Annotated in this window: 18 protein-coding genes; 15 read left to right on the forward strand and 3 right to left on the reverse strand. The window is 72.7% G+C overall.

Features of this window, described 5'->3' with window-relative positions; genetic code table 11:
- The first annotated feature begins 53 nt into the window (after nt 1–53).
- From ACPA54_RS23420 to ACPA54_RS23430, 3 genes are all read left to right on the forward strand, one after another.
- Nucleotides 54–1,448 (forward strand): FAD-binding oxidoreductase, encoded by a 1,395-nt coding sequence (locus tag ACPA54_RS23420; RefSeq protein WP_423532762.1) that lies wholly within the window; start codon nt 54–56, stop codon nt 1,446–1,448.
- A gap of 166 nt (nt 1,449–1,614) precedes the next feature.
- The gene (locus tag ACPA54_RS23425; protein WP_423532764.1) at nt 1,615–2,610 is read left to right on the forward strand and encodes an RDD family protein; all 996 of its coding nucleotides are present in this window, start codon (nt 1,615–1,617) and stop codon (nt 2,608–2,610) included.
- 155 nt (nt 2,611–2,765) lie between these two features.
- Nucleotides 2,766–3,407: an RDD family protein gene (locus ACPA54_RS23430; RefSeq protein WP_423532765.1), complete on the forward strand. Its 642-nt coding sequence runs from the start codon at nt 2,766–2,768 to the stop codon at nt 3,405–3,407.
- A gap of 119 nt (nt 3,408–3,526) precedes the next feature.
- Here ACPA54_RS23430 and ACPA54_RS23435 read toward each other — a convergent pair whose 3' ends face one another.
- Nucleotides 3,527–3,760: a hypothetical protein gene (locus tag ACPA54_RS23435; protein WP_345681195.1), complete on the reverse strand. Its 234-nt coding sequence runs from the start codon at nt 3,758–3,760 to the stop codon at nt 3,527–3,529.
- 150 nt (nt 3,761–3,910) lie between these two features.
- On the opposite strand from ACPA54_RS23435, the gene ACPA54_RS23440 reads away from it, so the two are divergent.
- A complete protein-coding gene (locus ACPA54_RS23440) occupies nt 3,911–5,878 on the forward strand; it encodes an immune inhibitor A domain-containing protein (RefSeq protein ID WP_423532767.1) in 1,968 nt (655 codons plus the stop codon).
- 13 nt (nt 5,879–5,891) lie between these two features.
- Here ACPA54_RS23440 and ACPA54_RS23445 read toward each other — a convergent pair whose 3' ends face one another.
- Nucleotides 5,892–6,518, reverse strand: a complete 627-nt coding sequence (locus tag ACPA54_RS23445; protein ID WP_423532769.1) for an isochorismatase family protein — start codon at nt 6,516–6,518, stop codon at nt 5,892–5,894.
- A gap of 98 nt (nt 6,519–6,616) precedes the next feature.
- Entirely contained in the window at nt 6,617–7,945 is a 1,329-nt protein-coding gene (locus ACPA54_RS23450) for a nicotinate phosphoribosyltransferase (protein ID WP_423532771.1), read from the reverse strand.
- A 183-nt stretch (nt 7,946–8,128) separates the two neighbouring features.
- On the opposite strand from ACPA54_RS23450, the gene clpS reads away from it, so the two are divergent.
- The 11 genes from clpS (at nt 8,129) to ACPA54_RS23505 (ending at nt 15,205) form a co-directional block, all read left to right on the forward strand.
- Nucleotides 8,129–8,419, forward strand: coding sequence for an ATP-dependent Clp protease adapter ClpS (gene clpS / locus ACPA54_RS23455; RefSeq protein ID WP_345681191.1), 291 nt, complete (start codon nt 8,129–8,131; stop codon nt 8,417–8,419).
- 160 nt (nt 8,420–8,579) lie between these two features.
- Nucleotides 8,580–9,179 (forward strand): DUF2017 domain-containing protein, encoded by a 600-nt coding sequence (locus tag ACPA54_RS23460; RefSeq protein ID WP_423532774.1) that lies wholly within the window; start codon nt 8,580–8,582, stop codon nt 9,177–9,179.
- 71 nt (nt 9,180–9,250) lie between these two features.
- Nucleotides 9,251–9,676 (forward strand): M67 family metallopeptidase, encoded by a 426-nt coding sequence (locus ACPA54_RS23465; protein ID WP_345681189.1) that lies wholly within the window; start codon nt 9,251–9,253, stop codon nt 9,674–9,676.
- Between the two features lie 135 nt (nt 9,677–9,811).
- A complete protein-coding gene (locus ACPA54_RS23470) occupies nt 9,812–9,922 on the forward strand; it encodes a putative leader peptide (RefSeq protein WP_423533061.1) in 111 nt (36 codons plus the stop codon).
- Between the two features lie 134 nt (nt 9,923–10,056).
- Nucleotides 10,057–10,335 (forward strand): MoaD family protein, encoded by a 279-nt coding sequence (locus ACPA54_RS23475; RefSeq protein WP_345681188.1) that lies wholly within the window; start codon nt 10,057–10,059, stop codon nt 10,333–10,335.
- A 2-nt stretch (nt 10,336–10,337) separates the two neighbouring features.
- The gene (locus ACPA54_RS23480; RefSeq protein ID WP_423532776.1) at nt 10,338–11,288 is read left to right on the forward strand and encodes a PLP-dependent cysteine synthase family protein; all 951 of its coding nucleotides are present in this window, start codon (nt 10,338–10,340) and stop codon (nt 11,286–11,288) included.
- A gap of 164 nt (nt 11,289–11,452) precedes the next feature.
- Complete coding sequence (gene murI / locus ACPA54_RS23485; RefSeq protein ID WP_423532778.1) at nt 11,453–12,265, forward strand: glutamate racemase; 813 nt, start codon at nt 11,453–11,455, stop codon at nt 12,263–12,265.
- Entirely contained in the window at nt 12,262–13,008 is a 747-nt protein-coding gene (locus tag ACPA54_RS23490) for an MBL fold metallo-hydrolase (RefSeq protein WP_423532780.1), read from the forward strand. The genes murI and ACPA54_RS23490 overlap by 4 nt, the downstream gene beginning before the upstream one ends.
- Before the next feature lie 92 nt (nt 13,009–13,100).
- Nucleotides 13,101–13,835: a ribonuclease PH gene (gene rph, locus ACPA54_RS23495; protein WP_345681184.1), complete on the forward strand. Its 735-nt coding sequence runs from the start codon at nt 13,101–13,103 to the stop codon at nt 13,833–13,835.
- 213 nt (nt 13,836–14,048) lie between these two features.
- A complete protein-coding gene (locus ACPA54_RS23500) occupies nt 14,049–14,435 on the forward strand; it encodes a hypothetical protein (protein ID WP_345681183.1) in 387 nt (128 codons plus the stop codon).
- 161 nt (nt 14,436–14,596) lie between these two features.
- Nucleotides 14,597–15,205, forward strand: a complete 609-nt coding sequence (locus ACPA54_RS23505) for an XTP/dITP diphosphatase (RefSeq protein WP_423532783.1) — start codon at nt 14,597–14,599, stop codon at nt 15,203–15,205.
- Nucleotides 15,206–15,621 lie beyond the last annotated feature (416 nt).

Here is a 15,621-nt window from a genome sequence, read left to right on the forward strand (position 1 = left end):
GCCGCGCCCGGGCTGTTGTACGAACGTCCGAATCGCGGCGTTACTCTGCGGCCATGAGCACCCACCCCGACCCGGCCGGCCTCGCCGCGGAGCTGCGCGCCGGACTGCCCGACCGCGCGCTGGTCACCGACCCCGACGTCGCCGCGTCCTACGCCCACGACATGGCCAGCCTGTGCCCCGCCGGGCGGCCGGCCGCGGTGGTGCTCCCGGACACCGTCGAGCAGGTGCAGCACGTCATGCGGGTCGCGACCAGGCTGCGGGTGCCCGTCGTGCCGCAGGGGGCGCGCACCGGGCTGTCCGGCGGCGCGAGCGCCGTCGACGGGTGCATCCTGCTGTCGCTGGTCCGGATGAACCGGATCCTGGAGATCGACCCGGTCGACCGTGTTGCCGTCGTCGAGCCCGGCGTGGTCAACGCGGATCTGTCCAAGGCGGCCGGGGAGTTCGGCCTCGTCTACCCGCCGGACCCGTCCAGCTGGGAGACCTGCACGATCGGCGGCAACATCGGCACCGGCGCGGGCGGGCTGTGCTGCGTCAAATACGGCGTCACCGCCGAGTACGTGCTCGGCCTGGACGTCGTGCTCCCCGACGGGGAGCTCCTGCGCACCGGGCGCCGCACCGCCAAGGGCGTCGCGGGCTACGACCTCACCCGGCTGTTCGTCGGCGCCGAAGGCACCCTCGGCGTGGTCGTCCGCGCGACGCTCGCGCTGCGCCCGACACCGCCGCCCGCGCTGGTCGTGGTCGCGCAGTTCGCCAGTACGACGGCGGTCGGGCGGGCGGTGGCGGCGATCACCGCGGCCGGGCACGTGCCGTCGCTGATGGAACTCATGGACGGCACCACGGTCCGCGCCGTCAACGACCTGGCCAACATGGGGCTGCCCGAGCGGACCGAGGCCCTGCTGCTGGTCGCCGTCGACACCCCCGACCCCCGGCCGGAACTCGCCGCCATCGCCGAACTGTGTACGGAAGCAGGCGCGTTCGAAGTGCTTGCCGCCGACGACGCGGACGACTCGGCGATGTTCCTGACCGCGCGCCGCCTTGCGCTGCCCGCGCTGGAACGGCTCGGCTCCAGCATGATCGACGACGTCGCGGTGCCGCGTTCCCGCCTGGCCGACATGCTCGACGGTGTCGCCCGGATCGCCGAGCGGCACGACACGGTCATCGGGGTGTGCGCACACGCGGGGGACGGCAACACCCATCCGATCGTCATCTTCGACGCCGCCGACACGGCGGCGACCGAGCGCGCGGGCGCCGCTTTCGACGCGATCATGGCGCTCGGCCTGGAACTGGGCGGGACCATCACCGGCGAACACGGCGTCGGGACGCTCAAGCGCGACTGGCTGGTCCGCGAGCTGGGACCGGTCGGGGTGCGGGTGCACCGCGCGGTGAAGGCGGCTTTCGACCCACTGGGGATCATGAACCCGGGGAAGGTCGTCGCGGCGGAGGGCTAGGGGCGGAGGGCTAGGGGCGGAGGGCAGCGGCGGAGGGCCGGCGGCGGAGGACCAACGGCGGAGGGTCGGGGCGGGGAGTCCCGGCGACCGCCGGCGGGTGGCCGGAAGACGCCGTCGGTTCGGCCGGGCGGGTGCGACCGGGTGGTCGTGCGGCACACTCTGGGGCATGTCCTGGAACACCTCGACGCCCGCGCCCGGCTGGTACGCCGACCCCGAGTCCCCGGGCTACGTCCGCTACTGGGACGGCACCGCATGGGTCCCCGACTCGGTCCGCCCGGCCGGGGAGTACGAGCAGCCCGGGCCCGAGGCCTACGCCGACGGCACCGCGCCCGACGTCCCGGAAGGCGGCGCCGAAGCCACCGAGGCGTGGCCGGGCCAGGTCATCGCGGGCGAGGTGATCGCCGCCGAGGCGGTGACCATGGGGGAAGTGCTCGCCGCCGAGATGGAGGCCGCCGAAGCCGCGGCCGCGGGCCTCGGCACGGAGGGCACGGAGGGTACGGAGGGCACGGAAGCCTCCGCCGATACCGCCGTGGAAACCGTCGGCCGGGCTCGGACCGCCACTGCCGCGCGGCCGGCCCGGCCCGGATCGCGGGCCGCCGCCCGCGGCCGCCGCCGGGCCGGCGCGGCCGCGACGATCCCCGGTCCGCGCCGCGCGTCGTCCGCCGCCGCACCGAGACGCAGACCGGCGCCGCTCAAGGAACGCCTCTACGCCCGCCTCGTCGACTCCGTCGTCCCGCTGCTGGCCGGCCTTGCCGCGACCGCCGCGGTGGCGCCCGGCGTCGGCCGGCACATCGACGCCCGCGCGGACCGCATCCGCTACGAAGGACGCACCGAGACGATCTGGCTCGTCGACGGCCCGGTGCTGCGCGCCGCGGCCGTCGTCGCCGCCGTGGTGCTCGCCGCGATGTTCCTCTACGAGACGCTGCCCACCTGGCGCACCGGACGCTCGTTCGGCAAAAGGCTGTTCGGGCTCCGCGTCGTCGACCTCGACACCCACCGCACCCCGACCCTGGGGCGGTCGGTGCTGCGCTGGGCCACGTTCGGCGTGCCGGGACTGCTGGTGATCGGCGCGATCGGCCTGGTGCAGGGGGCACTCGACGCACCGTGGCGGCAGGCCTGGCACGACCGCGCGGCAAAGACGTTCGTGGCACGGGACCGCTGAGCCCGCCGAGCCCGCTGAGCCCGCCGAGCCCGCCGAAATCGCCGAGTCCGCCCGGTCCGCCGGGTCCGGGCGGTGCTGCGGCATCCGGGTGACGCGTCTCGCCACTCGTGCGCGTATTGCCGGGAATTAGTCATAACTGTCGCTTTACTGATCGCATGAGCAGCAGCGAACCGCCCCCGCCCGGGCAGGAACCGCCGTACGGGCAGCAGCCGCCCGGCGGGGAGCCCCCGTACGGGCAGCAGCCGCCGCCCGGGCCCTACGGTCAGCAGCCGCCGCCGGGGCCCTACGGGCAGGAGCCGCCGTACGGGCAGCAGCCGTACGGCCAGATGCCGCCCCCGCCCGGCGGCTACGACTACCAAGGCGGACCCGTCCTGGGCGGCAGCGGGCGGCGGTTCCTCGCGCGGTGCGTCGACTTCCTCGTCTACCTGGCGTTCAGCTGCGCCATCGGGTTCGCGTTCGTCGGCACCGACACCGACAACGTGAACTTCGGCAAGGAATGGGCCGCGGGCGCCGTCGCGACCGTCCTGTACTTCCTGTACGAGGGCTTCATGCTCAACAACAACGGCCAGACCCTCGGCAAGATGGCCACCAAGATCAAGGTCGTCCGGGTCGCCGACGGCGGCTCCGTGCAGGGCTCGCCCGCCTGGACGCGCGCGGGCGTGTTCGCGCTGCCGCTGATCGCGCCGTGCATCGGATTCGTGTTCTTCGTCGTCAACTGCCTGTGGCACCTGTGGGACCAGCCGTGGCAGCAATGCCTGCACGACAAGTCCGCCCACACCACCGTGATCCGGATCTGATCCGCCGCGCGGCCCCACGACCGAGGAGCGGGCGATGCGTCACATGCGGCGCGCCGGACGGGAAATCCCGCCCGGCCTGCCGCACTTCGCCTTCGCCGTCCGCCGTGCTGCCGGGTGGACTACCCGCGGCGGCCCGGCCGCGGAGCCCGCCGCGGCACCGGAACCGGTGCCCGGCCCGCGGCTCCGTGCCGCGCCGCGAACACCGTCGTCGCGGTGCCCAGCGCAATCCCCAGCGCCGCTGCCACGGCCGCCCCGCCCACGGAACGCGTCCCCGACAGGACGAGGAACAGCGCGGTCGCCGTGACCGCAGCCAACGCTCCGAACGACAGATGGGTGATGTCGAGTCGGTTCACGACCGGCTCACCTCCCCGCCTCCGCCGGGTCCTTCGCGCCCGGCCCTGCGATTCACGGTACTGCGGCGCGCCGTTCGCCGCGTCCGTCCGGGGGAGTAGTTCCACGCGGTCCGGGGGCCGCCCAGCCGATGACGAACTCCCGGAGCAGCCATGGCCGATCACCACTCGCCCGACCCGCACGGGGACCACGGGCCGCGCCGCGCTTTCCTGCGCCGGTCGGCCGTCCGCCGGACCGCCGCGGCGTCCGGGGTCGCCGGGCTCGCGTGCCTGCTGCTGGCCGGACCCGGGCTCGCCGATCCGGGGCCGTCCGGGCCGGATCCGGCGGGGACCCGCGCGTATTGGGACGGGCGGGCCCGGTCGGTGGCTCCGGCCGCCGCCGGACAGGCGCCGGGCGACGATCTGCCGGGGCCGTACAGCGAAGAACGCCGCACCCGGCGGGACGCGGCCGTCACGTCCGTCGTCACCGCCTCCCAGAGCGCGGGCGTGGGCCCGCACCGCGCCCCCGACACCGTGCAGCTCCCGCAGGGGCCGAAGGTGCAGTTGCGGCCACCGTCGGTGGCCCGGGTGTTCGTGATCCTCGTGGAGTTCGGCGACAAGCTGTACCGGGGCGGGGACCCGGGGCCTCTCGATCCCGCCGGGTCGGGGCAGCCGCAAGGCGTGCCCGGACCGCGGCACGACCAGATCCCGCAGCCCGACCGCCAGGTCGACACCGACACCATCTGGGTTCCGCACTTCGACCGCGGCTACTTCCAGAACCTGTTCCTTGGCGACGGCAGCGCGGGAGGGTCGCTCGCCACGCACTACCGCGCGCAGTCATCCGGGCGGATGAGCGTCGAAGGCGCGGTGGCGGACTGGGTGCGGGTGCCGTGGAACGAGGCCCGCTACGGCTCCGAAGCGTGCGGCGCGACGGTGTGCACGAACGTCTGGGACCTGGTGCGCGACGCGCTCGACACCTGGTACGACGGGCAGGTCGCCGCGGGGAAGTCCGAGAAGCAGATCGACGACTATCTGCGCCAGTTCGACCTGTGGGACCGCGACGACCACGACGCCAACGGCAAGTTCGACCAGCCGGACGGCTACATCGACCATCTGGAGATCGTGAAAGCCGGCGTCGACAAGGCGGCCGGCGGCGGCGCGTCGCGCAACAACGCGATCTGGTCGCACCGCTGGTACGCCTTCAGCGACGGCGCCGGCCGCACCGGCCCGCCCGGACACCTCGCCGGCGGCACCCGGATCGGCCGCAGCGGCCTGTGGGCGGGCGACTACACGATCCAGTCGGAGAACGGCGGACTCGGCACCATCGCCCACGAGTTCGGACACGACCTCGGCCTGCCCGACCTGTACGACCGGAAGGACGGGCTCAGCGGCTCCCCGGTGGCCTTCTGGTCACTGATGAGCATCGCCGGATACCTCAGCAACGGACGCGACGGGGTGGGGAGTTCACCCGGCTCGCTGTCCGCATGGGACCGCATCCAGCTCGGCTGGCTCGACTGGATGGTCGCCGACCCGGGCACGACGACGTCGCTGATGGTCGCACCACTCCAGTCGATCGGCGACCCGCAGGCCGTGCTGATCCCGCTGCAGCCGAAACGGGCGGGCGGCAAACCGCGCTGGTACATCGTGGAGAACCGGCAGTACACGGGCACCGACGCGGCCTTGCGGACCGGGCCCTACGACGGGCAGGCGGGGGCCGGCGAGTCGGACTACTTCCCGTACGGGCCCGGCGTGCTCGTGTGGCTGTGGGACACCGGGACGGCCGACAACGACGTCGTCGCCCACCCGGGCCAGGGCCTGATCCTGCCGGTCGACGCCCACCCGGCACCGCTGCTCGCCGGCGGGGCGCCGGTACGGGCCCGGATCCAGATGTACGACGCGGCATTCGGCCTGCCCGGCGACACGACCGACCCGGTGTCGGTCGGCGACCCCGGGGCCCGGACGGCTCTGGCCCCGAGGCCGGGGCAGCCGGTGTTCGACGACAAGGCCCCGGACTACTGGTCGTCGCGGGCCCCGCTGGCGGGGGTCAAACTGCCGGGGGTGGGAGTGCGGGTCGAGGTGCAGTCCGCGGCGCGGAAGGGCGACGCCGTGCGGGTGACGGTGGAGCCGACGGGACGGGGATGACTCCCGTCCGGGCTCACCGGACGACCGGCTCGCCCTCCAGGTCCACCCCCGCGGCCCGCAGTTCGTCCAGCGTGCGGGCCGTGGTGTCGGCGGCCACACCCGCGGTCAGGCCGAGAAGCACCCGGGTTGCGAAACCCTCGCCGGCCGCGTCCAAGGCCGTCGCGCGGACGCAGTGGTCGGTGGCGATGCCGACCACGTCGACCTCGGTCACGCCGCGGCCGTGCAGCCACGCGGCCAGGCCGGTGCCGTCGGCATCGGCGCCCTCGAAGCCGCTGTACGCGGCCGCGTGCGCGCCCTTCGCGAAGACCGCCTCGATGCGGCCCTCCGCGACCACGGGCGCGAACGCCGGGTGGAAGTCCGCCCCCGGCGTCCCCGCCACGCAGTGCACCGGCCACGTGTCCACGTAGTCCGGCTCCGCGGCGAAGTGCGCGCCCGGGTCGACGTGGTGGTCGCGCGTCGCGACGATGTGCGCGTACGCCGGCGCCCCGCCCGCGTGCACCGGGTCCGGCGGTTGCTCCGCCGCGTTGCCCGCGACGTGCGCGCGGATCGCCGCGGCGACGTCCGCGCCCCCCGCGACCGCGAGACTGCCGCCCTCGCAGAAGTCGTTCTGCACATCCACGACGATCAATGCCCGGGTCATGACACCCGCCTCCTCGACGTCTTCGGCCTTGCCGCCCACCTGCCCGGGCCGGTGCGCGTCGACCGCCCGCGCACCAGCCCCCGACTACCCCTCGGCCCCTACTCGTACACCGTCGCCAGCACCGGCTCACCCCGGGACAGCTGCGTGGCCGACAGCGGCAGCTCCGCCCTCGCCCGCAGGTGCCGTTCGCGGGACTTCTCCAGCGGCTCGCGTCCGACCACCTCGCCGCCGATGATCAACGGCACCAGCAGCTCCCGCAGTTCCGGCCCGACCTCGCCGCGCCCGCCGGTCCGCAGCACCTCCGCCTCGGCGATGCCGTCCGCGTCGTAGGCCCGGAGCGCGGTCTTGCGGCCGCCGTGGCTCGGCTTGCCCGGAGACCGCTTCGCCACCGACGCCAGCGGGGCGTCCGCATCGGAGGTCGCCGCACGCGCCACCAGCTTGTAGACCAGGGACGCCGTCGGGTGCCCGCTGCCGGTGACCAGCTGCGTGCCCACCCCGTAGGCGTCCACCGGGGCCGCCCGCAGCGCCGCGATCGCGTACTCGTCCAGGTCGCTCGTCACCACGATCTTCGTGCGGTCCGCGCCCAGCTCGTCCAGCTGCCGCCGCACCCGGTGCGCGAGCAGCAGCAGGTCGCCGGAGTCCAGCCGCACCGCGCCGAGTTCCGGCCCGGCCAGCTCGACCGCGGTCCGCACCGCGGACGTCACGTCGTAGGTGTCCACCAGCAGCGTCGTGTTCTTGCCGAGCGCCGCGATCTGCGCCTCGAACGCCTCGCGTTCGTTGTCGTGCAGCAGGGTGAACGCGTGCGCGCTGGTCCCGAGCGTCGGAATGCCGTACGCCTCACCCGCCCGCAGGTTGGACGTGCTGGCGAAGCCCGCCACATACGCCGCGCGCGCCGCCGCGACCGCCGCCTGCTCGTGGGTGCGCCGCGATCCCATCTCGATGCACGGCCGCCCCGCCGCCGCCGACGTCATGCGGGACGCCGCCGCGGCGACCGCGCAGTCGTGGTTGAGCACCGACAGCACCAGCGTCTCCAGCAGCACCGCCTCCGCGAACGTGCCCTCGACCACCACGATCGGCGAGCCGGGGAACCAGCACTCGCCTTCCGGATAGCCGTAGACGTCGCCGCCGAACCGGTAGTCGGCCAGCCAGTCGAGGGTCGTCCGGTCGACCACCTTGCGGTCGGCCAGGTAGCGGAGCGTGGCGTCGTCGAAACGGAACGCCTCGATCGCGTCGAGGAGGCGGCCGATGCCGGCCACCACGCCGTACCGCCGGCCGTGCGGCAGGCGGCGGCCGAACACCTCGAACACCGAGCGGCGGTGCGCGGCGCCGCTGCGCAGCGCGGCCTCGACCATGGTGAGTTCGTAGTGGTCGGTCAACAGCGCGGTGCCGGCCGCAACGGCGCCGGCGGGAGTGCCCATCGCGTTCATGCCAGCGAGGATAGCACCACTACTCGTCAGAGTGACGATTATGGGGGTGGGGCTTTCCGGAGGGTTTGCCGCACCCCGCCCCGCACCCTGCCCCACAGGGGGCCCCGCACCCTGCCCGGCAGCCCCGCGCGCACCCCGGGACCGGGTTCGCCCCACCCTTCGCCGGATGGGAGCATGGAACCCATGAGCGTCGCGCCCATCGAGGTCGAGAAACCGGAGTCGGACGAAGACGTCCAGGCCGATACGCCCTGGGTCTGCATCGTCTGGAACGATCCGATCAACCTCATGTCGTACGTGACGTACGTGTTCCAGAGCTACTTCGGCTATCCCAAGAAGAAGGCCGAGAAGCTCATGCTCGACGTCCACAACAAGGGCCGCGCCGTCGTCGCGTCCGGGACGCGCGAGGAGATGGAGCGCGACACCACCGCCATGCACGGCTTCGGTCTGTGGGCCACGCTCCAGCACGACAAGTGACCCGCGCAGCGGGGCGGCGGCAAGCGGTGGCACCGGCACGGCGACACCGGAGCAGTGGCACCGGAGCAGTGGCACCAGAGCAGTGGCACCGAAAAGACACCGAAAAAGTGACAGCGGAACAGTGGCAGCAGCACGGTGACAGGGGAACGGTGAACGGCGAATGACCGGCCAATTCGTCCGCGGCCGCGCGGGACGACCGGAGATCGTCCTCGACGAGATGCACGGGGAACTCCTCGCGGACCTGTGCCGCCAGGTGATCGAACTCGTCGAACCCAAACCCGACGACGGGCGCCCCGCCTCCACCGACCCGCTCGCCCGCGAACTCGGCCTCGACGGCCTCGACTGGGGCGGCCTCGACGGCGCCGAGCAGGCCCCGCCGCCCGCCGCGCCCGAGGACCCGGTCCTCGCCCGGCTGCTGCCCGACGCCTACCGCGACGACGCCGCCGCGTCCGCCGAGTTCCGCCGCTACACCGAGAACGACCTGCGGCTGCGCAAGGTCGACAACGCCCGCACGGTGCGCGCCGACATCGCCGCGGCCGGCCCCGGCGCCCGCGTCGTCCTCGACGAACCGCACGCGCAGGCCTGGCTCGGCGCCCTCAACGACCTGCGGCTCGCGCTCGGCACCAACCTCGGCGTCACCGAGGACCTCGACCTGTACGCGGAGAGCCTCGACCCGGACGACCCGCGCCTGGCCGTCCTCGCCGTCTACCACTGGCTCGGCGTGCTCCAGGAATCCCTCGTCGAGGCCCTGCTGCCCTGACGCAAACGCCGCAGAAGGCCCTGCCCGCCCCTGCCCGCACAAACCCCCACCGGTATGCGTAACCTTCGAGCATGCTGACGATCACCACCGAACTGCGCGACGCGATCGTCGCGCACGCCCGCGCCGACCACCCGGACGAAGCCTGCGGCGTGGTCGCCGGGCCGGAAGGCAGCGACCGCCCCGAGCGCTACATCCCGATGCTCAACGCGGCCCGGTCGCCCACGTTCTACGAGTTCGACTCCGGCGACCTGCTCGCGCTCTACCGCGAGATGGACGACCGCGACGAGGTACCCGTGGTGATCTACCACTCGCACACCGCGACCGAGGCCTACCCGTCGCGGACCGACGTCGCCTACGCGTCCGAGCCGAACGCGCACTACGTCCTCGTCTCCACCCGCGAGACCGGCAACGACGACGGCCCCTACGAGTTCCGGTCGTACCGGATCGTGGACGGGGTCATCACCGAAGAAGACGTCAACGTGGTCGACGCGTACTGATTCGTCCCGAACGCCCCACCGTGGACCTCGTCGGGATCTCATATGCCGGAACACCATGTTCCGACATGCGAGAGACCGTCGGGGCTCGGCCCGCGGAATGGCTAGCATGACGATATGCGTTACGCAGGCATGGACATGACGAGCACGGGCCCGGGCACCGCCCCCGGCGCGCTGCTCGTCGCCCGCCTGCACGTCGACCTGTGCCGGCTGTCCAGCGCGCTGTGTCGCGCCTTGCCCGCGGGCTGACCCCGCCGCCGCCCCGGACCGACCCCGGCCCGCGGCCCCGGTCACCGGTCCCGCCCCCCAGCACCCCGCGCCCCCGGAACGCCCGGGAGCGCGCTCCCGCCTGCAGCACGCAACCCGCATTCTTGGAGCGCCCCATGGCCATCGAGGTCCGCATCCCGACCATCCTGCGCGACTACACCGGCGGCGCGAAGGCCGTCGAGGGCAACGGGAAGACGATCACCGAGCTGATCGACGACCTGGAGTCCCGGCACGCCGGCATCCGCAACCGCCTCATCGAGGAAAGCGGCGAGCTGCGTCGCTTCGTCAACGTCTACCTCAACGACGAGGACGTGCGCTTCATCGACGGGATCGGCTCCGCGCTGGACGACGGCGACACCGTGACCATCCTCCCCGCCGTGGCCGGCGGCGCCTGATCATGCGTTACGACTCCCTGATCGACGCGGTAGGCCGCACCCCGCTGGTCGGCCTTCCGCGCCTGTCGCCGTCGCCCGACGTCCGCGTCTGGGCGAAACTGGAGGACCGCAACCCCACCGGGTCGGTCAAGGACCGCCCCGCGCTGCACATGATCGAAGCCGCCGAACGCGACGGCCTGCTCACCCCCGGCTGCACCATCCTCGAGCCGACCAGCGGCAACACCGGCATCTCCCTCGCCATGGCCGCCCGCCTCAAGGGCTACAAGATCGTCTGCGTCATGCCGGAGAACACCTCCGAGGAACGCCGCGAACTCCTGCGCATGTGGGGCGCCGAGATCATCTCCTCGCCGGCCGCCGGCGGCTCCAACACCGCCGTCCGGGTCGCCAAGGAACTCTCCGCCGAGCACCCCGACTGGGTCATGCTCTACCAGTACGGCAACCCGGCCAACCCGGACGCGCACTACACCACCACCGGCCCCGAACTCCTCGAAGACCTGCCCACGATCACCCACTTCGTGGCCGGGCTCGGCACCACCGGGACCCTCATGGGCGTCGGCCGGTACCTGCGCGAAAAGGTCCCCGGCGTACAGATCGTCGCCGCCGAGCCCCGCTACGACGACGTCGTCTACGGGCTGCGCAACCTCGACGAAGGCTTCATCCCCGAGCTGTACGACGCCGACGTGCTGACCACCCGGTTCTCCGTCGGCTCCCACGACGCCGTCCGCCGCACCCGCGAACTCCTCGAACACGAGGGCATCTTCGCGGGCGTGTCGACCGGCGCCGCACTGCACGCCGCCCTCGGCGTGGCCCGCAAGGCGGTCAAGGCCGGCGAGCGCGCCGACATCGCCTTCGTCGTCGCCGACGGCGGATGGAAGTACCTGTCCACCGGCATCTACACCGCGGCGACCACCGAGGAAGCCATCGAACGGCTGCACGGCCAACTCTGGGCCTGACCCGCGCCGGCGCCGCCGTCTCGGGCGGACGACAACCGAATAGCGTGCATCCCCCGCCGGAACCAGACCGGCGGGGGCCTTCGCGCGCGGTCCCGTGGTGATTCGCAACACAAGCAGGGTGAGCCCTCCGGAGATCGGCCGGGGCGGAACGTACCCTCCTGTATGTGGCAGACCTCGGCGACGCACCCATCGGCATCTTCGACAGTTCTTTCGGCGGCCTGACGGTCGCCCGTGCGGTCCTCGACCAGCTTCCGCACGAGCCGATCCTGTACCTGGGCGACACCGCGCGGCAGCCCTACGGACCGCGCCCCATCGCCCAGGTCCGTGCGTACGCCCTCGAATGCCTCGACCGGCTCGTCGACCAAGGCGTCAAAGCCCTCGTCATCGCCTGCAACAGCGCCAGCTCCGCGATGCTCCGCGACGCCCGCGAACGCTACGACGTACCCGTCATCGAGGTGATCCACCCCGCCACCCGGCGCGCCGCGGCCGCCACCCGCAACAACAACGTCGGCGTCATCTCCACCGCCGCCACCAAGCAGTCGATGGCCTACGAGGACGCGTTCGCCGCGGCCCCGCACATCACCGTCACCACCCAGGCCTGCCCGCGCTTCGTCGAATTCGTCGAAGCGGGCGTCACCGGCGGCGACGAACTCCTCAAAGCCGCCGACGAATACCTCGAACCGCTCGTCGCCGCCGACGTCGACACCCTCATCCTCGGCTGCACGCACTACCCGCTGCTGACCGGTGTCCTCAGCTACGTGATGGGCGAGAACGTCACCCTCATCACCAGCAGCGAGGAAACGGCCAAGGACGTCTACCGCGTCCTCGCCGCCAACCGGCTCATGCGCGACACCGCCCGCCCCGAACCCGAGCACCGCTTCCTCACCACCGGCAACCCCAGCCAGTTCCGGGAGATCGGCCGCCGGTTCCTCGGGCCGGAACTCACCCACGTCGACACCCTGGGGGCGACCGTATGAAGCTCACCGTCGCGGGCTGCTCGGGCAGTTACCCCGGCCCGCACGCCGCGTGCTCGTGCTACCTCGTCGAGGCCGACGGCGTCCGCATCCTCCTCGACCTCGGCAACGGCGCCCTCGGCAGCGTCCAGCACCACACCGACCTCGCCGATATCGACGCCGTGGTGCTGTCCCACCTGCACGCCGACCACTGCCTCGACCTGTGCGGCTTCTACGTCTACCGCAACTACCACCCCGAAGGCCGCCTCCCGCGGATGCCCGTCTGGGGACCCGCAGGCACCGCCGACCGGCTCGCCCGCGCCTACGACATACCCGGCGAACCCGGCCTGACCGAAGCCTTCGACTTCCGCACCATCGACCCCGGCGTCTTCGAGATCGGCCCGTTCCGCATCACCGCCGGACACGTCAACCACCCCGTCGAATCCTTCGGCTTCCGCCTCGAAGCCGGCGGCAGCTCCCTCGTCTACTCCGGCGACACCGCGGAAAGCGAAACCCTCGTCCACCTGGCCACCGACAGCGACCTGCTGCTGTGCGAAGCGTCGTTCACCGACGGCCGCGACACCTTCCCCGACGTCCACCTCAACGGCCGCGAAGCCGGCGAACACGCCGAACGCGCCGGAACCCGGCGGCTCGTCCTCACCCACATCCCCCCGTGGACCGACGGCGAACGCAACCTCGACGACGCCCGCAAGGCTTACTCCGGGCCCGCCGAACTCGCCGTGCCCGGCGCCGTATACGAGGTGTGACACCGACACGGGCGCCCCCCGGGGCGGGGCGCACCGTGGCGCCCGGACGGCTCGCGAACGGTTCCCGCGTGCCCGCGGCATAGGCTGAAGCCATGTCACGTGCAGACGGCCGAACCCCCGAACAGCTCCGCCCCATCGCCTTCCACCGCGGATGGCTCGACCACGCCGAGGGCTCCGTCCTCGTCGAATTCGGCCGCACCCGCGTCCTCGTCGCGGCCAGCGTCACCGAAGGCGTCCCGCGCTGGCGCAAGGGCAGCGGCCTCGGCTGGGTCACCGCCGAGTACGCCATGCTCCCGCGCGCCACCCACACCCGCGGCGACCGCGAAGCCGTCAAGGGCCGCATCGGCGGACGCACCCACGAGATCTCCCGCCTCATCGGCCGCTCGCTGCGCGCCGTCGTCGACTACAAGGCCCTCGGCGAAACCACCATCCAGCTCGACTGCGACGTCCTCCAGGCCGACGGCGGCACCCGCACCGCGGCCATCACCGGCGCCTACGTGGCCCTCGCCGACGCCGTCGCCTGGGCGCAGCGCAACAAGCTCGTCAAGGCCAAGGCCGAACCGCTCACCGGATCGGTCGCCGCGGTCAGCGTCGGCATCATCGACGGCGTGCCGATGCTCGACCTCCCGTACGAGGAAGACGTCCGCGCGGAAACCGACATGAACATCGTCTGCACCGGCGACGGCCGCTTCGTCGAGGTCCAAGGCACCGCCGAAGGCGAGCCGTTCGACCGCGACCTGCTCAACCGGCTCATCGACCTGGGCGCCGCCGGATGCGCCGAACTGACGCTGCTTCAGCAGATCGCGCTGGAGGAAACCGCCCGCTGACGCCCCCGGTCCCTCCTTTCGGGATCTTCCGGACAACCGGGGCGGTTCGCCCCGACTGCGGATAACGCGGCGGTTGCGGGTGTCACGAGGCTGCAACCGCCGTGCGCGGAATCCGCCACCGCACCGGACGGCTCGGGCTGCGCTCCGCTACCTTCTGATCACCAGTCAGGCGTGTCCGCCCACATTCCGCACCGGATCCCACCAAGGAGCGTCATGTTCCGTGCCCACCGCGCCGTGCGTACGAGCGTCGCCGCCGTCGCCATCGCCGCCGCCCTGTTCACGGCCACCGCGTGCTCCGAGGCCCAGAAGGCGATCGACTGCGTCAAACTCGGCCAGCAGCTCGCCAACGACGTCAGCAGCCTGCAGAACGTCATCAACGACCCCGACGCCGCCTCCGACGCCCTCCAGCACATGAGCAAGACGCTCACCAACGCCGCGAGCGACATCGACTCGCAGGACGTCAAGAACGCCATCAACGACATGATCGGCCAGGTCGACACCCTCAGCCGGCAGATCGCCAACAAGGAAACGCCGTCGCCCGACGTCCTGGGCCTGCTCAGCTCGAGCGCCAAGGCCATCGGGAGCGCGTGCACCAGCTGAGGCGCCGGCTGCCGCTTTCAGTGCGGCTGTTCTTGCCGACTGATTTGCACGGCTGCTTCTACACGGCAGCTTTTGCGCGGCTGTGACGGACCGCGACCGGTTTGCGGACGAGGCGGGGCGGGGCACCTACCCGCCCCGCCTCGATGCGTAGGCTGCCGGACATGAGCCGTCTCGTACTCGCCACCCGCAACGCCCACAAAGTCACCGAACTCCAGCAGATCTTCAAAGCCGCCGGCCTCGACGTCGAACTCGTCGGCGTCACCGAGTTCCCCGACGTCGCCGACGTCCCCGAGACCGGCCTGACATTCGCCGCCAACGCCCTCCTCAAGGCCCACGCCGTCGCCAAGGCCACCGGCCTGCCCGCCATCGCCGACGACTCCGGCCTCTGCGTCGAAGCCCTCAACGGCATGCCCGGCATCTTCTCCGCCCGCTGGGCCGGCCGCCACGGCGACGACCGCGCCAACCTCGACCTGCTCCTCGCCCAGCTCTCCGACATCGCCCCCGAACACCGCACCGCCCACTTCGCCTGCGCCGCCGCCCTCGCCCTCCCCGACGGCACCGAACGCGTCGTCGAAGGCCGCCTCAACGGCTCCCTCACCACCGCCCCCCGCGGCACCAACGGCTTCGGCTACGACCCGATCCTCCAGGTCGACGGCGACACCCGCACCACCGCCGAACTCACCCCGGACGAAAAAAACGCCATCAGCCACCGGGGCAAGGCATTTCGAGCGATCGTGCCGGTGGTGGAGGAACTGGTGGGGCGGAGGTAGAGGGTTTCGTCGGGGGGCGGTCGGCACCGGGCGCCGTCGGGGCCGCCAGGGCGGCCGGGCGGACAGACGGCCGGCGCGCCGTGGCTCCGCCGGCTGGGATGGTCCTGCCGCGCGAACCTCGCGGCGGGGCGGAGGCACCGGCCGACGGGTCGGTGCGGCGGCGGTTTCGGGGCCGGCTCAGGCCGCGTCCGAAGTGCCCCCGGGCTGCCGCTTCGGCTCCCTCCAAGGCCTGAGCTTCGGTGAATTCGCGGAGGCCGCGGGTGCGCATGCCGATGACCGCGGCTGTCGCGGCGGCGCTGACGGCGAATGCCATCGGGACCATCGACGGCGAACGCGGTCGGGACCATCCCTCGGGCTGCGCGAAGGGCGTGCGCTGCCGAACCGGGGCCGGGTGCCGCCAGGCACGCGAGCACGCA

The organism is Uniformispora flossi, assembly GCF_049534875.1.
GTDB classification, from domain to species: domain Bacteria; phylum Actinomycetota; class Actinomycetes; order Streptomycetales; family Streptomycetaceae; genus Yinghuangia; species Yinghuangia aomiensis.